Raw genomic sequence first — 19787 nt, 5'->3', positions numbered from 1 at the left:
AAATTAGGGGAAAGCATGTATAAAAAAGGAAAAGGCTGCTTTGAAACGAGCTTTGTCTTACAGTGAAAAACACTTCTTAATTGGGAAGTGTTTTTTATTATATTACTGTTTTACCAATTACTTAACAGAATAATTACTACACTTTTCTCAGCTGCAAGAGGTACGAAATGATCTCGAAAAATTCCAATACGTCTCCGTCTCAAATAATCTAATTGATTTTGGAATCTATCAAGCAGAAAAAAATCAGACCCCTCTTAAAAGAAAGAAGAGTCCGATTTTTGTTCACATATCTTATACTTGTAATTCAAACTGCTTGGAATACAAATTTGCATACGAACCATCGTGTTCAATTAAAGTATCGTGTGTACCTTGTTCCTCGATTCCATCCTCCGTTAATACGATAATTCTCCCTGCATTGCGGATAGTGGAAAGGCGATGGGCAATGACAATGGTTGTACGTCCTTTTGCTAACGCTTCTAGTGATTGCTTGACAATGCTTTCACTCTCGTTATCTAGAGCACTTGTTGCCTCATCTAATATGAGAATTGGTGGATTTTTTAAAAACACACGAGCGATACTTAGGCGCTGCTTCTGACCTCCAGACATTCGGACACCTCGTTGTCCGATTTCAGATTGATAGCCGTTTGGCAGACGCATGATAAAGTCATGGGCATTTGCGTGCTTGGCAGCAGCGATAATTTCATCATCACTAGCTTCTGGATTTCCGTAACGAATATTTTCCATCACTGTTCCTGTGAAAAGATAGACATCCTGCTGTACAATTCCGATGCTTTTTCTTAAGGACTGTATATCAATATCACGAACGTTGATTCCGTCTATCAACACATCTCCATCTGTCACATCATAAAAGCGAGGGATAAGGGAACATAATGAAGTTTTTCCGGCACCAGACGGACCTACTAACGCAATGTACTCTCCTGGTTGGACACGAAGCGACAGGTTTACAAAGATATCATCCAAATGCTCTTCGTAACGGAATGATACTTGCTTGAACTCAATTTTACCATGTACCTCTCTTAGTGTTATGGGGTTCGGTATATTTTCGATTGCCGGTTTCAGATTTATGATTTCCATAAAGCGCTGAAAGCCAGTGATTCCTTCTTGAAACTGCGTGCTCATATGAGTCAGTTTTTGAATGGGTTCAATTAAATAGCTGATATACAGTAAAAAGGTAATCAAATCCGCTAAATCTAACTTGTTGCTAACGATACTGGCACTGCCGAAGATGACTACTGTGATGGTAATCAATTGAATAATCGTTTCAAAACAATTATAAAAGTATGCTTCAGCCTTATACGTTTTCTTTCGGCTATTGAGGAAGCGATTATTTTCAATAGTAAACTTCTCGATTTCTAAATACTCATTGGCAAAGGATTTTACTACGCGGATTCCCGATAGACTATCTTCTACTTGTCCGTTTACGTCCGCAATTCGCTCTTTGTTTCGTATATATGCTTTGTTCAATATCTTGTTAAAATACAATCCAAAGATACCTAAGAGTGGCAGAAAGCAGAATACTGCGATAGTCAATGGTGCATTAATAAAAATCAAAATGATAAATGCACCAATTAAGCGAACTAGATATTTAATGTAGTCTTCTGGACCGTGATGGTACAGCTCAGAAAGCAGGAGTAGGTCGTTTGTTAATCTAGACATGAGCTGACCGGTCTTTTCCTTATTGTAAAAGCTAAAGGAAAGCTTTTGCATATGCTCAAAGAGCTCTTTGCGCAAATCACTTTCCATACGAGCACCGAGTTCATGACCTTTGTAGTCCACAATGAAGTTCCCGATATTCTGGATAGCTACTATAACAAGCATTAGTCCTCCAATCCAATATACTTGATTCAGCGCAGTGGACAAGTCTCCTTCTAGAACATCTTTCGTAATATACCGAACAAGTAACGGAAATACCAAAGTAACTGCAGATACGATAAGGGCGCATGCCAATATCGGTAGAAACAACCCTAAATAGGGCTTATAATATGAAAAGAATTTTTTGATTGGAAATTTCATGATTTACCCCTTTTGTGTTATTTAAATAAACACATATAAGGGGGACACCATTACAAGTTAAGTTAATGTTCCACCCTTATATGTTTGTATGGTTGTAACTGTCATGTTTCTCATGTAAATTACCTCCTTGTATCTAATATAGAAATTATAAACGATTTATAATATTTTGAACAGTGTTGATTCGGAGTAAGTGGGACAAGGGGTCAGTCCCCGTCTGGGATAAAGGGATTGACCCTTGTCCCGGGAATAAAATCTAGTTTATGCTACACTCGAAGAAAATACATTGGATCTTTAGAAGAAGGGTAAGAAAATGAAAGCATATCAAATCGAAGTGGAATTAGCTGATACTGATCCACTAATCTATCGAAGAGTTATCATGCCGACCGATGCTACTTTTAAAAAACTCCATGATGTTATTCAAACTGTGACAAATTTTAGAGGTGGCTATCCAAGCGATTTTTATCACTTTTATGATTTTGATTTATCCGCTGAAAATATCCGTGTTACAATGATGAAGAAGCATACGAGAATCACAAGCATTTCAAGAAAAATCGAAACGAAATTATGGAACAAATGAAAGTAATTCCTTTTCAAGAGGCACGGCTAAAAAATTTACAGAAAGTAATTCGAAAGCCGACTGGGATTAAGATAAAGTATTTGGTGTAGGATTTTCCACACTATTTTTCCCGATACCCCAAATTTTTACTATCAATCGTAGGAACTGAACTTGGCCATGGGTGAAAGAAATAAAGATAATGCTTCGATTGTTAGGTGTTTGTTCGATTGTTCAATCTGTGCACAAAATGAATCACTTGCCTTGTTTGCAGATATAATAGTTCTGCTGCATTCTCCATACATTTCTCGATTGATAATGGGCGGTTAATAATGGAATAGCAACCACTAAATTTTTGAAGAAATGGATCCAAGTCACCAGAAAGGGAACCTGAAATAAGAACAGCTGGTACTCCATATTTATTTGCTAAATCAGCAATGTACCCAGGTGCTTTGCCGTATAAAGTTTGTTCATCACTTTGTCCTTCACCGGTTATAACGAGGTCAGCATGTTTGATTGCTTCTTCAACGGATGAAACTTTTCCTACTAGTTTTGCACCAGATAGTAGTTCTGCACCGAGAGTGAGGAGGGCGAACCCTAGTCCACCTGCAGCACCAGCTCCAGGTGTAGCGCTAAATTTCTTCCCTAGCTCTTCCTCTATTAGTTCAGCAAAGCGTTTTGCGGCTGTATCATAAGCTTTAATCTGTTCTTCTGTAGCCCCTTTTTGTGGTCCATAAACAGCGCTGGCACCTTTTTCCCCGTATAGTGGATTTTTCACATCACAAGCAACCTTTATGCTCACATTATATAATCTTGGATCAAGGGTATCCAGGTTGATTCGCGATACGTTCAGTAAATCCTGACCATACATACCGATTTCATTACCAGCATGATCCCACGCTTTCATACCGAGTGCGTGCAATAAACATAGTCCAGCATCATTTGTTGCACTTCCGCCAAGCCCGATGATAAAGGACTTGCATCCGTGATCAAGTGCATTTTTTATTACTTCACCGAGTCCAAACGTTGTTGTTACATCTGGATTTCGTTTGGTAACTGGAACTTGTACTAGTCCTGCGATAGTTGCAACTTCAATAACGGCGGTAGTATCAGCTATAATGCCGTAATATGTATCTATTTTTTCACCTAAAGGTCCGGTACAAGACACAGGGATACTAGTTCCATGTGATGCGGTTAATAACGCATCAACCGTTCCTTCTCCTCCGTCGGCCATTGGCTTGGTGATAACTGTATCTTGTTTCCCAAGTGACATAATTGCATTTTTGATAGTCATGGAGGCTTTCGTAGCTGTTAGGCTTCCTTTAAATGAATCCGGTGCAACGACAATATTCATGACTGGGTCCTCCTTTTTGAAAATAATTGAGTATGCGATGTAGTTGGCACTGCTGGTGCTTTATAATTTATCCCACAATTTCCTTGTGGAATCACTCCTACATTGTACGTTCCATTATAGAACAATTTTTAAAAAGTTTCATAAATAGAAATTTTGAAGCACTTTCGTTTTTATCCATGTCCATGCGGTTATAACAAACAGCTAGAAGTTGGTATATATGGCGAAGTTTAATTAAAGAAGAAGGGATAACCAGTTTGGTAGACGAATATGTAGGAAAAAAATTAGTAGCAATTTCAAGTTTAGCAGCTAGTTAGTGGATTAGTAACTCAAGTAAATGTTACATTAAAAGGCAATAGTGTCATACTGTTTTAGTAATCATTATTGTAGTAGCATTGATACTACCAGTTAGGAAGAGAGATGCAAGCTATTGTCTTAGAGTGCACTCCAAGGTTTATACTAAACTTAACTTTAATAGAAAGAGGGTAAAAAATATGGAATATGTAACATTAAATAACAGTGTAAAGATGCCACTTAATGGGTTTGGAGTTTTCCAAATTCCTGATCTCCAACAAGCGGAAGAAAGTGTTCTTAAAGCAATTAAAGCTGGTTATCGTTTGATAGATACAGCAGCACTTTACATGAACGAATCAGCTGTGGGTAATGCAATCAAGAAAAGTGGTGTACCTCGTGAAGAATTATTCGTTACTTCAAAGCTTTGGGTTAATGATACAGGCTATGAAGCTACAAAAGTAGCATTTGAAAAAACGCTCGAACTCATGCAGCTTGAATATCTTGATTTATATTTAATTCACCAACCATATGGAGACGTTTATGGATCTTGGCGCGCACTTGAAGAACTTTATAAAGAAGGAAAAATACGTTCCATTGGCGTTAGTAATTTCCATACAGATCGTTTGGTTGATTTAATTGTACACAATGAAATCACTCCACAAGTGAATCAAATTGAAGTAAACCCATTCTTGCAACAAGAAGAATCTTTAAAGGTACACCAAGAATACAATGTTGCGGTTCAAGCGTGGGCACCATTTGCGGAAGGAAAAAATGGTCTCTTCACAAATAAAGTGTTAGTGGAAATTGGTGAAAAATATAACAAATCAGTCGCTCAAGTAGTTCTTCGCTGGCTAACCCAACGGGGAATATCAGCTCTTGCTAAGTCCGTTCATGAAGAACGTATCACACAAAATTTTACTATTTGGGATTTTGAGTTAAGTGAAAATGACATGAAGACAATTGCTACACTTGATAAAGATAAAAGTAGTTTCTTCTCTCATAGAGATCCAGTAATGGTTAAATCACTAGGTACAATGAAAGTAGAACGGTAAAAGGAACTTTTAAATGGGAAAAATATATTAATTGGAAGAAAACTTCAATAAGTAGATCGTCAATAACGGCGTTTCTTAAATTCCGTTTTAAAGCAAAAACCGTCTCCGAGCAGGTTCGCGATGAAGTTATTGTTTTCACAAATTAATGTAAGACATACATATTGAGAAAGAAGTAGGATAGGTTATGTATAAAATTACGGAACAACTCTGGATTTTGTCACAAAATTACTTCTCGAATCGTTATATTTGTAGCACTGCTACGAGTTAGCAAACAGATAGAGAATGGAAGTGAAATGATGCAAGAATTGTATAAGCAATACAAAGGGTTGTTGTTTAAACTTGCCTACCAATTGTTAGGTTCGGTTTCTGATGCAGAGGATGTTGTACATGATGTTTTTTTAAAATTATATGATGTACCACTGGAGAAGTTGACTGAACCTAAAGCGTATCTTTGTAAAATGGTAACCAATCGTTGTCGTGATATACAAAAATCAGCACGTAAGAAACGGGAACAATATTTTGGAGAATGGCTTCCGGAGCCTCTTGGTAGCTTGGATGTAGATGCAATGGCATCTGTAGACCGCGATAATCAATTGTCATACGCAATGCTTGTACTGCTTGAAAGGCTGACACCAACGGAACGTGTTGTTTTTGTTCTTCGTGAGGCGCTTGGTTTTGATTTTAATGAGATTGCCGAACTCATTGAAAAAAGTGAGGTGAATTGCCGGAAACTGTTAAGTCGTGCGAGATCAAAGATGGGGGTTGCACCAGAAGAGCCAATTCATGCCGAAGCAGCCACTCAAGAATTAGTTCATGATTTTCTAATAGCACTTAAACAAGGGAACCCAAATCAAATCGTATCTATGCTGGATCCAAATGTTGTGCTGGTCACAGACGGGGGCGGAAAAGTATCGGCTGCTGTTTATCCGATCAAAACACGAGATCATGTTTCACGTTTTTTGTTTGGTGGTTTACGCAAATCATCCATGATAGAGGGAGTTCTACAGATAGATATCAGCCAATTTAACGGACAACCGGCTCTTATTTTTCGTTCAAGCGAAGGCATTCATACGATAGCTATCCTTCATGTGGAGGGAAGTTTAGTTCGTAATTTATATTTAGTCCGGAACCCCGACAAGCTAAAGCGTGTAGGAATAGAATAACTATAACAAAGATATGAAAAAGAATAAGAGATTATAGTGTGAGTGATTCACTAGGGGAAATTTACTCTCATAGCATTCGTATCTAATTGCTTTATGACCCTTAAGATGGATACTTTAAAAAAGTAAACCATCTTAAGGGTATTTTTTGTAGAAACTATTAAAGTCTTTCACGCTGAGTTACGGTTTGAGAACGTTTGAACCATTTTCCACAATATAAGCGACTGGCGAGACATACGCTTACTGTGCTCTCGAGCTGCTGTCTAGCTTAGGCCAGCTTTCGTCAATCCATACGCTGTGTCAGCAGACCCTGGTACAGTTTTTAAAGCGACGTTAATGCGGTTCCAAGCATTGATAGCCATGATGGAAAAGGTTAGATCCGAAATTTCCTTTTCAGACAACTGCTCACTAACACGGTCATAAATATCATCAGGCACACCTTTCTCAGGCAATTTAGTTAACGCTTCAGTCCATTCCAGTGAAGCACGTTCGCGTAGACTAAACAGTGTTGAATCTCGCCAAACCGAGATGTGGTAAAGGCGAAGCTCGCTCTCGCCATCGATCTTGGCTTGTTTGATATGCATATCTAGGCAAAAACCGCATCCATTCATTTGTGAAGCTCTTATGTGAACAAGATGTAGGATTTTTTCCTCAATTGAACTCTCCTTCTCGGCATTACTGAGCTCCATCATCTTTTTGAAAAATTCTGGTGATTGTTGCATGTAATTAATACGTTGTGTCATGATTGCTGTACATCTCCTTTGTTAAGATTAGTATTCCGTACACATTAACTTAAGCGTATAACGAACAAGATAATTACCAAAAATTAAAGTAACGAATTCGCCAAAATGTCGCTTTTAAAGTTACAGCTTTACTTTAACGATGGTTTCGCCTCCTTTCATTTATCCCACTCAACTATATAACGATGCAATGATTTATTTTGTGACAAATCATTCCTCATGTTATAAATATAAGGCTGTTTTCAAGGTTGTGTATGGTCAATCAGAACTAAACATCAGACTAACTAATATTAAGAATTACGATAGAATCAAAATAGGTCCACTTCAGTTTCAGATGAATTTACAGTTTTACAGATTTTCTTTTGATGACCGAGATGGTCCATAATAAAAATGGGATACCGATACCACAAATAGGGAATACCACAGATGTCCAAAATTTACTGAATAATGTAATTGTCGCCTCATTCGGTATAAAAATAGCCATAACAAAAATAGCTGGTGCACCGAACCAAATGAATTTTCGCCAATCCTTCACCTTGAACCACTGTGCCGTTTCATAACTTGCGATAAAAAAATATAATGATAATTGGGCAGTTACTCCGAAAACCCAAATAAACACAATCAATATATCGATGTTTTGGATGAAATCTAAAATATCAATCGTTCTGATAGATACAAAAAAAGAAAACCTTAATTTCGCTGCTAAATCTGGTCCAAAAACCAATAGCACCATAAGTGTGGCAGCAGAGACCATGAAAACAGTAATGCCTATTCCTAACATAGCTGTTGAAATCGCTTTTTTCGGTTTTTCCATAAATGCGACAATAACCAATAAAATGAATGGTCCAGCAAACCAAAAAGCAGGAGGAAGCGATCCCTTTAAAATGTCTATCCAACCAGAATCGGTATAGATAGGAAATAAATGATGCCATTCGACGTTTCGTACATTTAAAATAAAGCTGACAAGTAACGTGAACACAATGATAGGACCCACCAGAGCACAAAATCGGCCGATTCCTGTAATACCTGAGGAATAGGTCAAATAAGTCACGACACTGATTAAGAGAAACATGATGATCCATACAGGAGTTTGGTCAAGAATAATAAGATGGATAAAGTCTCCAAATGAACGAAGTAAAACGGCCGGAAGTATATACCAGGAAATGAGATACGGAAGGACAATTGTTCTCCCTAACCATTTGCCCAGCACGGTTTGGCCAAATTCGATCAATGTTCGATTGGGGTGAAGAATACTTAAATGAACAACAAGAAGGGTTAAAGGTATACTTACGATGCCACCAACCAACATGGAGAGCCATGCATCTTGTTTTGCAATTTGGATCGCAGGCGTAATTCGTAACCCAATCATCGCAATAATTAAAGTCGTTACAATAATCCAAACAACTTGTATTCTTGAAAGTTTCATGCGTTCTTACAACTCCTTTTAGAACAAACCGGAATTAAGGATAAATAGATGAATCGGTTTGACCTAGATTCGTACATTGAAGGTCAACTTTAACGGAGACATTTAGCTGTGAAAAGGTTTCGGTCCAATTTTGCTTTAGGGATTTCCACTGCTGAGGGCTTTGTTGATGAACCTGTTCGCCAAATCCGAAGATGTCCATTTTGTATTCCTCTTGAACTTTTTTGATTATCTTATGGACCAATTTCTGGTTTTTTTGATTAAGTTCATCTTGTATGAGTTGGAGATCCTTTTGCTTAGTTGGATCTAAATTCGTAGTGTTTTCAATAATGGTTCCCTTGCCAGAGAGTTGGACGGTAATTTGTAATTGTTCATCGATTTTTTGGACATGGATATTCTGATCTAAGGAATGTAACGTTAAACTTATGCTTCCATCCTCTTTAGGAATGGAAGAAGTAAGGGTAACTCTGGTTAGATCGTTTGTAATCCAACGCGCATATGCTGTTTCTTTCATATTTAAAAATCCTACTAATTTCACGTTGTCAGCTTTGTTAAAAATGCCAGAGCCTCGATAGCTGTAATGGCCAGACGGATTTAAACCAACTACTGGGACTAGAGGTTGTTTTCCTTCACTCAATACATCTACTACAAATTCACGGGCTAGATAGGGCTTCAACCCTATTGCTTTTTGCTCATCAGAGAGTGACGTTGTTATAAATCGATCAAAAAACGGTACAATAGAAAAGACGTCTTTTGGCTTACCGTTTTTCACAACGTATATCATGGAACGCATCTCTGATTTTGGAATTCGCAGGAACGGATCGATTGTTTTGCCCATTCCATGCTCGGCTAACCGCTGTCCAACAAGAAAGATATCGCGGTGCCCAGAAAACACTTTCCGGGAAAGCTTTGACTGCACGTTCACCATCGCGTCGGAAACGTTCTTTCCAGTAGCACTCATCACCTGGAAACTATTTTTATTTTCTCCACCGCTGATCTGTCCACTTCCAAGAGACGCGGGTAACACGACTAGATAACTCGCTTCCAACTTTCCATCCTCTGTTAAATCTAACCCTGCTCCTGTAACAAATGAAAGTTGATCCGGTTCCTCAAGATTCCAGCAGCCGGTTGTCACCGATAAAAAGAGGAATGCAATACAAAGATTGGTAGTTCTCTTCACGCCTTATCGCCTCCTTTTTTTACAAGTTTTCGTGGCCACCGTATCCATACGTCTTTGAAATCTCGCTTGTTAAACGGAGTTACCGGGTATAGATAAGGTGCTCCAAATGGATTAAGATGAATTAGATGTATGATAATCACAATGATCCCGATTGCTATACCGAATAAACCAAATATCCCAGAAAGGAGTAATAAAGGAAATCGTAACATCCGCATAGGAAAACCGAAGCTGTACCGTGGAATGATAAACGATGCAATTCCGGCAGTCGACACGATAATGACTACAGGAGCGGAGATGATTCCAGCGTTAACAGCTGCTTCCCCAATGACTAATGCCCCAACGATGCTTACGAGGGGGCCAATCTGTTTTGGTAAACGAATGCCAGCTTCCTGCAACCCCTCAAACACGATCTCCATCATAAGAACTTCAATCACCGTTGGAAATGGTGCACTTTCTCGCAGTATTGCTATATTCAACATCAGTACAGGGGGAATCATTTCAGGATGAAAGTTAGTTAATGCAATATATAATGAAGGCAATAGTACCGATATAATGGTAAATACGTATCGAATCCATCGAACTAGAGATACAAATATAAAGCGTTGATGATAATCGTCAGGTGCCTGTAATCCAGCCCAAAACGTCATTGGAGCAATAAGTGTAGACGGGGATCCATTGGTTAATATCGCCACTCTTCCTTCAAGCAAGCTAGAGGCAACAACATCTGGACGCTCACTGTTCAATAGTTGCGGAAAGGGAGAAAAATGGGTTTCTTCAATAAATTCTTCGATATTGCCCGATTCTAAAATTCGATCGGTTTGAATTCGATCTAATCTTTCACGAATTTTATTTAAAACAGTCATGGAAACAGTTCCCTCTATATAGGCAACAGCAATTTCGGTTTGTGTCAGATTTCCGATTGTTGTTGATTCGATTTTCAGCTTGGGTGTTACAATTATCCTCCGTAACATCGTGGTATTTGTTCGCAGGCTTTCTGTAAAGCTCTCTCTGGATCCTCGTAGAGACGGCTCGTTGGCAGGCTCGTCTATGCTTCTTGTTTCAAACTTTTTGACATCGACGACTAATGCAGTTGTTTCTTTATCGGCTAATATAGCAAGGTTTCCCTTTAAAATATGATCCGTTATATCTCCAAAATCAGAAAGCTTCTTGATTTGTAAAGCGGATAAGTGCTTTTCCTCACACATTTGGGCGACGCTATCGATTGAACCAAGCCCTTGAGGCAGCCCTTCGTACATTAATGGTTTTAGAATATTTGATATAATGATATCTACATCGACCATCCCATCAACGTAGATCAATAACAGCTTGTTCTGACCATGAATTGTAATTTTACGGTACATAATATCGGAGCAATTCTGAAAAATGTCCTTTAAAATTTGCTCATTTTTTATAATATTTTTGTCAATGTTTTGACTTATGTTTTCTTTGGATGGGTTGTTGGTTTTTGATTTATTTTTTATATATGACTTTTTAAACAAACCCATTATTGCCTTCTCCCTTCGTATTGATTTAATTAGTATTGTACCCAATTTTATTTATACAATTATGAGAGGGTACAAGAATGCTAAGTTATCCAATACTTCGGATAAACTCCTATTTATTATAATAGGAATGGAGTTGTTATAATGTAAGCTTTCAAATCCAAATCGAATTATTTGTACAGGAACATTAGTCTTGAGGGCACGTTCTTAAATGAGCGTGTTCTTTTTTTGTGGAAATATATTGAGTTTTATACAAGTATTTGAAATAATCGAAATTAAATCCGATAGGGAGAGGCAATATCTGTATTTCATCTTAGGAAATGTGAAAAAAACGGAGTTGATTTAAATGGAACAGTACTATGGACCACAGCCAGGATTTTGGAGGGATTTTATTGTTATAATGGGAGCAATTATCTTCCTCTTAAGTGGAATTCCAGCTATCATTCGTCGTATTATTGGGGCTGAAAGAAGGAAGTGGTTCTCGAATAACTATATCAATGACTTTCATAAAAAAGGTGATAAGTTATTGCGCATAGTTTTTATGTTCGTTCTTATGGCAGTGGCAATAGTATTTATGCGCAAACCGCTTATCGCAATTACAATATCAATCTTTTGTATGATAATTCAACTTAGCTTTCAAACATATGTTGAATGGAAATATGCAGAGAATCGGAAAAATTATGTCGTTTCACTGATCGAGATTGGTTTAACATTCGTTGTCCTTATTTGGGTATTATTTTGGATCGATAAAAACCTTTAACTGAGTGGGACAGGGGGACAGGTTCATTGTCCCACTATCCAAAAATTGATCACCGCTTAACATCCGCACTGTATACCTTCTCCTGTATGAGTGGCTAATTTCGACAATGTTTCTGTCGGAAAATCGAGTGTTTTCCAAGCGGCTAACCCGCCATAGAGCTCTTTTGCGTCAAAACCATTTTCCAGTAACACAACAGCTGCTTTGGCTGCAAGTGTGCACCATGTATCCCAACAATATAATACAATGGTTTTTTCCTTGGGAAGCTCTTCCATTCTGTCCTGTATTTCGTTCAAAGGAATAACCAGCGCATCATTTATTTTCTCTTTTTTTATTTCGTCTGGGCCAACCCTGACATCCACTAGTACGAAATTTTCAGGGTGTTCTTTCTTTGCATTACGATATCCCATTGGACTCATGGTTGCTTCCAATCTTGCTTTAAAGTACTCCATTCGATTCATCATTTTCCTCCTTTTGTATAGATGTCCGTCCACACTTTTAATAGAATCGTTTTTAATGCTTCTTGTTCGTTATTCGTAAGACTTGAGAGGACATCTAATTCAATATTTTCGATATGATTTCGTCCTGTTTCTAATTTTTGTTGACCTAGTTTTGTAGTTGTTAATACAAAGGATCTTCTGTCGTTTGGATTTCTCGTTCGCCGAACATATTCCATTTCTTCCAGATGGTCAATATGTGAAACCATTGTTGTGCGATCAATTTGTAACGCATCACCTACTTGTTTTTGAGAAGAATTAGGTTTTTCATCCAAATATTGAAGAATTCCGTATTGTTTAGCGCTTAATTTTAAAGAGGAAAGTTTATCTATAAATCGCGATTCCATCTCCTCTTCCACCTTTGCAAGCAAAAAACCATATGACTTGTTAAGAAGTATACGAATCACCTCCGTTAATCAGTATATTATATAATCAGTATAACTGATTATATTGAAATGTCAAACAATTACATGGGATTTTTATAAGACGGATTTTAAAGGGGGGACAATTATCAATAAATTATTTGATGCGTTAGCAGTAGTTTTTAGGAATGGTAGCCCTGCTTTATTTAATGGTTGATGATTATTATGAACTGCAAGTAGCAGGGGAGCGAGCTTCAGATGATACATTTACACTTCAGATTACAATGGCTTTGTGGGGATTTTTATTTGGTGTTTTGATGGAATGGAAAGGTTTAGAAAAACTTATCAGTAGGGAGTTCACCTTTAACTGGAAACTCCTTATTCCAACAGTTGTGTTGGCTATTTTTGTCTTTATACCAAACATCTATTGGGTAATATGGTTTGGAATATCAGAAAATTTTTACCTTAATATCTTCTTGTTGCCTGAAACACATATGATTTCGTCGGTATTAGCGGGTAACATGTTGGTTCGTTCTTTTGCAGATTGAGTATAGATAAGATTAATACTCAATCGTTCTCTTGTTAGAGGCATTTTTTATTGGAAAAATTTGATTTTAGCAGTCTAAGTGCTCTATTAAAATTTGTTGTATTCTTCCTAGTACATAGTAGAAATTATTTCAATAAGCCGACAAAACTAAAATAGTGAATAACCGCTGGGGCAGTGAGCTTTATGCAAAAATAATGAGGCTTCTAGTACAAGAGTTTTTGTAGGGGAAGCTAGGATGCTAGGCAAATACTTGGCCCCCGTTAACGTGTAGTGTTTGCCCAGTGACAAATCGTGAATCATCAGATGCAAGGTAGACAAATGTAGGTGCAACTTCAAATGGTTGACCTTGTCGATCCATTGGATTACCAGCAAGTGCTACTTGGTCTGCAGAAAAACTAGATGGAATTAAAGGAGTCCATACTCGCCCGGGGGCAATGGCGTTTACTCTAATTCCTTTACCCACCAGGTTGCTGGCCAATGCACGGGTAAATCCAATGATTGCTCCTTTCGTTGCTGTGTAATCAATTAATTGTTCATTTCCATCAAATGTTACAACAGATGATGTATTAATAATGGAACTTTCGGCTTTTAAGTATTTAAGTGCTGTGCGAGTCGTGTAAAAGTGGGAGTAAATATTTACTTTAAATGTCTCATCGAATTGTTCATCAGTGATATCTAGTAAGCTTAATTGCTGAAACTGAATACCAACGTGGTTACAAAGAATATGAAGTTCCCCAAAACTGTCAACTGTCTTTTCAACAATTTCGACACATTGCTGTTTGTCTCTTAAATCGCCTGGAAGTAATAGGCAGCGTTGTCCAATCTCTTCAATTCTGTTTTTAGTTCGAGTAGCATCTTCATGCTCATCCAGGTATGAAATGGCTACATTTGCACCTTCTTTTGCAAAAGCAATCGCAGCCGCAGCTCCCATACCGCTATCTCCTCCTGTGATAAGAGCCACTTTTCCTACTAGTTTTTCACTACCTTTATAATTTGGATTTTCGATAATTGGTTCAGGTACCATTAAACGCTCTATCCCGGGTTGGCGGTATTGGCGTTGTTCAGGAACTGTAATTGCAATATCCTCGTAGCGCGTGATTTTTCCGTAATTTGGATACATCGGATACACTTTGCGGTTGGTTTTATTATTTTCAGACATCGTTTGGTCCATCCTCCTAAATAAAACGAATCTCCAACTACATTATGTTAAATTGGCGAATATCGTGCATCCGTACCCTGTACATGATCAATAAGTGAATAAAGGAATAGGATAAAAGGAAAAAGATTTTGTAGGAGGACGCTGAGATGCAATATTATTACGATCCTGAAGTAAGATTATTATTAATTAACTATTCAAAAGCAAAAGAAGAAATGGTATACGATAATAACCCCAATAAATGGGAAGTACCTAAAATAGGACCAAGACCACCCTATTATTGTAATCCAAGATACGAGCAGTATTATCCAGTAATTTAATTAGACAGGGGGTCAGTCCCATTTCCCTTATTGTGGGACAAGGGGACTGACCCCCTGTCCCACTTCAGCTTATACATTCCGATAATTTTTTACTATTATTAATTATGCAGAAATTATTTTACAATGGTATGTGGAGGAGGTTATTGTTATGAAGCGTGTGGTTATTGAGAAGTTTGGTGGACCAGAGGTATTAAAGATAAAAGAAGTTGATATGCCTCGAGTTGGGTCAAACGATGTTTTGATTCGAGTCGAAAAAACAAGTGTTAATTTTGCTGATATAAAGAAACGGACAGGTCGAAAGGGTGATGCGTATTTTCCAATGGGGATTGGTCTCGATGTGGCAGGGGTAGTTACCTCAGTAGGTGATCAAGTGACAGATCTAGCTATTGGACAACGGGTGATCGCTTTTCCTGCAAATGGTTCCTATGCCGAGTACGTTGTTGCCAAGCAAGCATTGACATTTGTTATTCCGGATGAAATAGATTTTACAATAGCCGCGGCTTGTCCTACTGTTTCGATTCTTTCTTATAAACTATTAATGGATGTAGCACGTCTGCAAAAAGGTGATACTGTACTTGTGCACGCAGCAGCGGGTGGGGTAGGGACTACAGCTATCCAACTTGCAAAATTATTAGGTGCAGGAACAGTCATTGGAACCGTGAGCCATGAAAGTAAGTTTTCCATTGTGGAAGAAGCGGGTGTTGATCATGTCATGTTATATGATAATTTTTCTAAACATGTTAATGACGTAACGAATGGCATTGGTGCTGATATTATACTGGATTCTATAGCTGGAAAAATTTCAGTACAGAGTATACAATGTTTGGCTAAGTTTGGCAGGCTTGTTCATTTTGGCAATTCAGGAGGAGAAATTGGAAGTTTTCATACGAATGAACTCCATTCAAGCTGTCGGTCAGTTTTAGGGTTCAGTTTAGGAACAACACGAAAGGAACGACCAGAGTTATTAAAAGAAGCTAGTAGACAGGTAGTGGAATACATTGCGAATAAACGATTAACGATTAAAGTTGGTGCGGAATTTCCAATTGAAGAAGTGCAAAAAGCGCATGAACTGCTAGAGTCCAGGAAAAGTATTGGGAAGATTGTGTTAAATGTTCGGGGGCATTAGGAAATTGTTGTAACTAGAGGTGAAACTTATGTTAATTAAACGAATTTTATGTAATGTAAACGTCAATGATGCACGGAATTTCTCCGAAGCCCAACAGAAATGGAACGTGCTTCGTGATAGTAAAGGCTTCTTGGGGCAAATTGGTGGCTGGAGTATAAAAGATACACAAACAGCCTGTATTTTTTCATTTTGGGAAGATGAGGAAGTATACAATTATTTTATGGAAAATGAACATGATCAAGTATATGTAAGTTCTAGTCAAGGGAGCACATTTGCCTCTATAAATGTAGACCTGTTTCAGAAAGAATTTGGAATTTCAGGTTCAAGGCAAGATATCAAAGCGGTTGTGAAACATTCGAATTTTTTCCGGACAGCACTATCAAATGTAAAGAAAGACAGAACGAACCATTTTTTAGAAATGCAACGAACCATTTGGAATCCTGGAATGAAACAAGTAGAAGGGATGTACGGAGGAGAATTTGCACGCTCACTACATCATAAACGACAATTTCTTGTTCTTACAGGATGGAAAGATTCAGCATCTCATCAAGTTTATAGGAGTAAGTATTTTCCTGAGTTAAGAAAAATAGCCGAGCCAGAACAAGATGTTAAGGAACTTGATGGAGAACAATTCCGAGTTGAAGAATCATGGCGGGTTTGTGCGAATTGACTACCTTTTAAACAAAATTAGGAATTAAGAAAGGAGGGTAATGATGAACATTGACAAAATTATACATCAACTAGGAATCTCATCCTATGTCTCCTATAATAAGATAGTTGGAGGAAGAGACAGTTCTGTATTTAAAATTAATGTACAAGATAGGGCAAGCTATGCATTACGTGTCTTGCCATTCGATAGATACCAACAATTTATCCAAGAAAAGAAAATAATTGAACTGGCAGGGGATAATGGGGTACCAGTACCAATTGTGAATTCCATAATCACATATGAAGGTTATGCAGCTATGCTAATGGAATGGGTGTCAGGAAAAACAATTTTAGCGGAACTGCAACAACGACCAGGTAATGCAAAAAAGATAGGATTTGAATTTGGACGCGTTCAGGCAACTATACATAAAATTTCACCAAATGATGATAGTGGAACTTCGCCATGGTTTGTCCCACAAGGAGATGAGAAAGAAATTTTTACTAAACTATCCTATCCTAGTCTGAAAAATAATTGTTTACTTCATTTGGATTTTCATCCTCTAAATGTTCTTACAGACGGAGAGAAAATTACTGGAGTTATAGATTGGTTGAATGCTTCGACTGGTGATTCAAGATTCGACTTTGCACGGACATTATCGATATTACAGTTAGAAGCAAATAAATATGTTGACTCTAGCGTGGTTAATACTTTTGAAGAGGGATGGCAAGCAGGATATGAAAGTACTTTTGGAAAAGTAAAGTTCTTGCCATTATTTAACGTGTGGGCTGGTCTTCGGTTAAAACGAGATTTAGCAGGCGCATTATTACCGGAAGATATTGTGCGAATTGACAAATGGGTAGAAAGATGGAGAAGCAATTATTGATTGTATAAAATATTGGGGGAGTTATCATGAAAGGAAATCATATTTATATCAGAGAATTTGTCCCGGAGGATGCAGAAGCATTGCTTCAATTACAACTGGATAACAAATCATTTTTCGAGGAATTTGCAATGGAACGAGAAAATGATTTTTATAGACTTGAAGCACAAGTCGAACGGATAAAAGCATTTGCGGAGAATAGAAATCAAGACAGTGGTTATAATTTCGGCATTTTTAAAAATGATAATGATCAATTAGTTGGAACGATCAATCTTTTCCAAGTAGTACGTGGATCAATACAAGCTGCGTTCATTGGATATTTTTTAGATGAAGCTCATAACGGTAAAGGTTACACAACGGAAGCGGTCCAATTACTTGTGAAGTATGCTTTTGATACACTTAAACTGCATCGAATCGAGGCAGGAGTTATGCCGAGTAATATTGGTTCTATTCGAGTATTGGAGAAATCCGGTTTTCACAAAGAAGGAATTGCAAGGAAGAATGTGAAGATCAACGGACAATGGGAAGATCACCAAGTACTAGCAATTATTAATCCGTTAGACTAGTGTGGGACACGGGGACGGACCCCCATGTCCCCGCTTAAGGGCATAACCATGTATAAAATTTCCATATGATTACTATAAAGAATGTGTAACCAAAACTGGAATAGAGATGGTGCCAATCATTGGAATGTATAAATACTCCGAAAAATTCTGATAAATGTTCGATGAACGGTAGTAGAAAGAAAATGATAAGAACAAATCCTAATCGTAATAAGGTGGTAAGCTTTTTAAATAAATATATAATGCTGACTGTTAACACTGGTAGTATGACAAACGTAAATAAAATATTAATTGAAAATATAGTTGGAAAAGGGCGATTTGGAAATGAATACAATCCATTTCCAACCATTATTAGATCCAAGTAAGTGCCTATAAGTGTCGAAAATAGAATGGTACATAGTATGGCCTTCTTATCAGATATTTTTGTATAAAAACTTTTCTTTTGCGAGGATTGCGAATTCGATCCTCTCCAGCGTGTCACAGTATTCATCAAGAATATCCCCATCCACATGTTGCGTGTATTTTTCTAAATAATGTACGACTTTCCATTTGTGATACCAGTCTCCTTTTTCTGCTTGTTCATGCTCTCTGTTCTTCCAGGCATACTTTAATTTTGGACTGTATATACGATGTGAGCCAGGCTTTAAGTTACAATTCTCTGTTCGCCGTTTGAACGGTTTTCCGGGTATAGATTCATTTATGTCATTAAATAACATTGAGCAATAGTCTTTTCTGGATCCAGTGTGTGGTTGTTTTGATGCCCATTTGAAAAACTTATGGTAGTTTTCACGTTCAAACAGTAATTTGTACAATCTTTTTCCTAGTAAAATGCGATCATGTAACGAGGAGAAGTGATGAATGGTTTGACCAGTGAGCCTTATGGCACTTTCATCTATGTAGGGAAAAAGAATTTGATTTAAGCTTAAAAGGTCTTGAAGTTTGAATTCTATTGTTTCTAATACCGTTTTTTGGTAATAAGGTTTTTGAATTACTCTTTCTTCCAGATAGCTTTGTTCATTAATCACAAGAGCTATTGCTAAAAGATATTCATCCTTATTTTCCCAAAAATAATTCCATATCACTTCCATAAATGTGGAGGCGCCAATAACTTGAAGCATATAAAATAAATTGGTATTTCGGTTTACGCTTTCTTGATATAACAACAATTGGGGATAAATATCATGGAAGATGAGCCAATTGCCCCGTTCCAAAAAAGCAAAAAAGTTATTTTGTTCTTCTTCTGATAGTAATCTGGACAATAAACCTCCTCTTAAATCTGTCATATTCCACCCGCCATTTCTAGATACCATATGACCTAAAAATGCCCAATGAATTTCGGGGAATTGCTTATAAAACTCTAAATAATAATGGGTTCTTGTCGTGTTATTCTTATTTTTTTGTGCTGTTTCACTTTTAATTCGGTTAATAATGTTTTGTTCATCTTTATTTAAATCCTTTACAGTAATGGGATGATGAATATTTTTTTTTAGGTCTTTTTTTATATCTTTTAAACGTGGTGAAAGCTTATTAGTAAAGTACAATTTTCGTTTGATACAACTGAATCCCATTTATTCACCCCCATTTACCAAGTCACCATTCTTGACCATCAGATGTTATATTGTATTTTTTCAGTGAATAAAG

General features: G+C 37.4%; 21 protein-coding genes. 10 read left to right on the top strand and 11 right to left on the bottom strand.

What is annotated here, in order from left to right; translation table 11 throughout:
• Positions 1-291: 291 nt before the first annotated feature.
• Entirely contained in the window at positions 292-2034 is a 1743-nt protein-coding gene (locus CS937_RS02800; protein ID WP_099156967.1) for an ABC transporter ATP-binding protein, read from the bottom strand.
• A gap of 310 nt (positions 2035-2344) precedes the next feature.
• Here CS937_RS02800 and CS937_RS02795 point away from each other — a divergent pair, with 310 nt between their 5' ends.
• The gene (locus CS937_RS02795; RefSeq protein ID WP_218012832.1) at positions 2345-2611 is read left to right on the top strand and encodes a plasmid pRiA4b ORF-3 family protein; all 267 of its coding nucleotides are present in this window, start codon (positions 2345-2347) and stop codon (positions 2609-2611) included.
• Between the two features lie 190 nt (positions 2612-2801).
• Here CS937_RS02795 and CS937_RS02790 read toward each other — a convergent pair whose 3' ends face one another.
• Entirely contained in the window at positions 2802-3941 is a 1140-nt protein-coding gene (locus CS937_RS02790) for a glycerate kinase (protein ID WP_099156966.1), read from the bottom strand.
• A gap of 491 nt (positions 3942-4432) precedes the next feature.
• Between CS937_RS02790 and CS937_RS02785 the strand changes: the two genes are divergently transcribed.
• Positions 4433-5284, top strand: coding sequence for an aldo/keto reductase (locus tag CS937_RS02785; RefSeq protein WP_099156965.1), 852 nt, complete (start codon positions 4433-4435; stop codon positions 5282-5284).
• Between the two features lie 296 nt (positions 5285-5580).
• A complete protein-coding gene (gene sigJ, locus CS937_RS02780) occupies positions 5581-6447 on the top strand; it encodes an RNA polymerase sigma factor SigJ (protein ID WP_099156964.1) in 867 nt (288 codons plus the stop codon).
• Between the two features lie 260 nt (positions 6448-6707).
• Here sigJ and CS937_RS02775 read toward each other — a convergent pair whose 3' ends face one another.
• The 4 genes from CS937_RS02775 to CS937_RS02760 all read right to left on the bottom strand — a co-directional run bounded on the left by CS937_RS02775 (position 6708) and on the right by CS937_RS02760 (position 11292).
• Positions 6708-7187, bottom strand: a complete 480-nt coding sequence (locus CS937_RS02775) for a carboxymuconolactone decarboxylase family protein (protein ID WP_099156963.1) — start codon at positions 7185-7187, stop codon at positions 6708-6710.
• 337 nt (positions 7188-7524) lie between these two features.
• On the bottom strand, positions 7525-8610 hold the full coding sequence (locus tag CS937_RS02770; protein WP_099156962.1) for a GerAB/ArcD/ProY family transporter: 1086 nt from the start codon (positions 8608-8610) through the stop codon (positions 7525-7527).
• Between the two features lie 34 nt (positions 8611-8644).
• The gene (locus CS937_RS02765) at positions 8645-9787 is read right to left on the bottom strand and encodes a Ger(x)C family spore germination protein (RefSeq protein WP_099156961.1); all 1143 of its coding nucleotides are present in this window, start codon (positions 9785-9787) and stop codon (positions 8645-8647) included.
• Positions 9784-11292, bottom strand: a complete 1509-nt coding sequence (locus CS937_RS02760) for a spore germination protein (protein WP_099156960.1) — start codon at positions 11290-11292, stop codon at positions 9784-9786. The genes CS937_RS02765 and CS937_RS02760 overlap by 4 nt, the downstream gene beginning before the upstream one ends.
• A gap of 343 nt (positions 11293-11635) precedes the next feature.
• Between CS937_RS02760 and CS937_RS02755 the strand changes: the two genes are divergently transcribed.
• A complete protein-coding gene (locus tag CS937_RS02755; protein WP_099156959.1) occupies positions 11636-12049 on the top strand; it encodes a DUF4181 domain-containing protein in 414 nt (137 codons plus the stop codon).
• Positions 12050-12105: 56 nt separating this feature from the next.
• Here CS937_RS02755 and CS937_RS02750 read toward each other — a convergent pair whose 3' ends face one another.
• Together CS937_RS02750 and CS937_RS02745 are read right to left on the bottom strand one after the other, a co-directional pair.
• Entirely contained in the window at positions 12106-12507 is a 402-nt protein-coding gene (locus CS937_RS02750; RefSeq protein ID WP_099156958.1) for a rhodanese-like domain-containing protein, read from the bottom strand.
• Positions 12507-12890, bottom strand: coding sequence for a MarR family winged helix-turn-helix transcriptional regulator (locus tag CS937_RS02745; RefSeq protein WP_245835676.1), 384 nt, complete (start codon positions 12888-12890; stop codon positions 12507-12509). Before CS937_RS02745 ends, CS937_RS02750 begins: the two co-directional genes overlap by 1 nt.
• Before the next feature lie 203 nt (positions 12891-13093).
• Between CS937_RS02745 and CS937_RS02740 the strand changes: the two genes are divergently transcribed.
• Positions 13094-13453: a hypothetical protein gene (locus CS937_RS02740; RefSeq protein ID WP_099156956.1), complete on the top strand. Its 360-nt coding sequence runs from the start codon at positions 13094-13096 to the stop codon at positions 13451-13453.
• Between the two features lie 237 nt (positions 13454-13690).
• Here CS937_RS02740 and CS937_RS02735 read toward each other — a convergent pair whose 3' ends face one another.
• Complete coding sequence (locus CS937_RS02735; protein ID WP_099156955.1) at positions 13691-14611, bottom strand: SDR family oxidoreductase; 921 nt, start codon at positions 14609-14611, stop codon at positions 13691-13693.
• 146 nt (positions 14612-14757) lie between these two features.
• Here CS937_RS02735 and CS937_RS19325 point away from each other — a divergent pair, with 146 nt between their 5' ends.
• The 5 genes from CS937_RS19325 to CS937_RS02715 all read left to right on the top strand — a co-directional run bounded on the left by CS937_RS19325 (position 14758) and on the right by CS937_RS02715 (position 18149).
• Complete coding sequence (locus CS937_RS19325) at positions 14758-14928, top strand: hypothetical protein (protein WP_176555722.1); 171 nt, start codon at positions 14758-14760, stop codon at positions 14926-14928.
• Positions 14929-15076: 148 nt separating this feature from the next.
• Positions 15077-16054, top strand: coding sequence for a quinone oxidoreductase family protein (locus CS937_RS02730; protein WP_099156954.1), 978 nt, complete (start codon positions 15077-15079; stop codon positions 16052-16054).
• 28 nt (positions 16055-16082) lie between these two features.
• A complete protein-coding gene (locus tag CS937_RS02725; protein WP_099156953.1) occupies positions 16083-16724 on the top strand; it encodes a YdbC family protein in 642 nt (213 codons plus the stop codon).
• Positions 16725-16767: 43 nt separating this feature from the next.
• Complete coding sequence (locus CS937_RS02720; protein ID WP_176555721.1) at positions 16768-17586, top strand: phosphotransferase family protein; 819 nt, start codon at positions 16768-16770, stop codon at positions 17584-17586.
• A gap of 23 nt (positions 17587-17609) precedes the next feature.
• On the top strand, positions 17610-18149 hold the full coding sequence (locus CS937_RS02715) for a GNAT family N-acetyltransferase (RefSeq protein WP_099156951.1): 540 nt from the start codon (positions 17610-17612) through the stop codon (positions 18147-18149).
• A gap of 34 nt (positions 18150-18183) precedes the next feature.
• On the opposite strand, the gene CS937_RS19930 is transcribed toward CS937_RS02715, so the two are convergent.
• Entirely contained in the window at positions 18184-18636 is a 453-nt protein-coding gene (locus CS937_RS19930; RefSeq protein ID WP_425445446.1) for a CBO0543 family protein, read from the bottom strand.
• Complete coding sequence (locus tag CS937_RS02705; protein ID WP_176555719.1) at positions 18560-19714, bottom strand: DUF2515 family protein; 1155 nt, start codon at positions 19712-19714, stop codon at positions 18560-18562. The genes CS937_RS19930 and CS937_RS02705 overlap by 77 nt, the downstream gene beginning before the upstream one ends.
• Between the last annotated feature and the right edge of the window lie 73 nt (positions 19715-19787).

The organism is Virgibacillus ndiopensis, assembly GCF_900187325.1.
GTDB lineage: Bacteria > Bacillota > Bacilli > Bacillales > Amphibacillaceae > Virgibacillus_E > Virgibacillus_E ndiopensis.
The sequence above is the reverse complement of the archived record's forward strand: the minus strand, read 5'-3'. Positions and strand labels throughout refer to the sequence as shown.

Coding starts and splice junctions, on each gene's coding strand:
- CS937_RS02800 (WP_099156967.1), bottom strand. CDS start 2,034: ATGAAATTTCCAATCAAAAAATTCTTTTCATATTATAAGCCCTATTTA.
- CS937_RS02795 (WP_218012832.1), top strand. CDS start 2,345: ATGAAAGCATATCAAATCGAAGTGGAATTAGCTGATACTGATCCACTA.
- CS937_RS02790 (WP_099156966.1), bottom strand. CDS start 3,941: ATGAATATTGTCGTTGCACCGGATTCATTTAAAGGAAGCCTAACAGCT.
- CS937_RS02785 (WP_099156965.1), top strand. CDS start 4,433: ATGGAATATGTAACATTAAATAACAGTGTAAAGATGCCACTTAATGGG.
- sigJ (WP_099156964.1), top strand. CDS start 5,581: ATGCAAGAATTGTATAAGCAATACAAAGGGTTGTTGTTTAAACTTGCC.
- CS937_RS02775 (WP_099156963.1), bottom strand. CDS start 7,187: ATGACACAACGTATTAATTACATGCAACAATCACCAGAATTTTTCAAA.
- CS937_RS02770 (WP_099156962.1), bottom strand. CDS start 8,610: ATGAAACTTTCAAGAATACAAGTTGTTTGGATTATTGTAACGACTTTA.
- CS937_RS02760 (WP_099156960.1), bottom strand. CDS start 11,292: ATGGGTTTGTTTAAAAAGTCATATATAAAAAATAAATCAAAAACCAAC.
- CS937_RS02755 (WP_099156959.1), top strand. CDS start 11,636: ATGGAACAGTACTATGGACCACAGCCAGGATTTTGGAGGGATTTTATT.
- CS937_RS02750 (WP_099156958.1), bottom strand. CDS start 12,507: ATGAATCGAATGGAGTACTTTAAAGCAAGATTGGAAGCAACCATGAGT.
- CS937_RS02745 (WP_245835676.1), bottom strand. CDS start 12,890: ATGGAATCGCGATTTATAGATAAACTTTCCTCTTTAAAATTAAGCGCT.
- CS937_RS02740 (WP_099156956.1), top strand. CDS start 13,094: ATGGTAGCCCTGCTTTATTTAATGGTTGATGATTATTATGAACTGCAA.
- CS937_RS02735 (WP_099156955.1), bottom strand. CDS start 14,611: ATGTCTGAAAATAATAAAACCAACCGCAAAGTGTATCCGATGTATCCA.
- CS937_RS19325 (WP_176555722.1), top strand. CDS start 14,758: ATGCAATATTATTACGATCCTGAAGTAAGATTATTATTAATTAACTAT.
- CS937_RS02730 (WP_099156954.1), top strand. CDS start 15,077: ATGAAGCGTGTGGTTATTGAGAAGTTTGGTGGACCAGAGGTATTAAAG.
- CS937_RS02725 (WP_099156953.1), top strand. CDS start 16,083: ATGTTAATTAAACGAATTTTATGTAATGTAAACGTCAATGATGCACGG.
- CS937_RS02720 (WP_176555721.1), top strand. CDS start 16,768: ATGAACATTGACAAAATTATACATCAACTAGGAATCTCATCCTATGTC.
- CS937_RS19930 (WP_425445446.1), bottom strand. CDS start 18,636: ATGAATACTGTGACACGCTGGAGAGGATCGAATTCGCAATCCTCGCAA.
- CS937_RS02705 (WP_176555719.1), bottom strand. CDS start 19,714: ATGGGATTCAGTTGTATCAAACGAAAATTGTACTTTACTAATAAGCTT.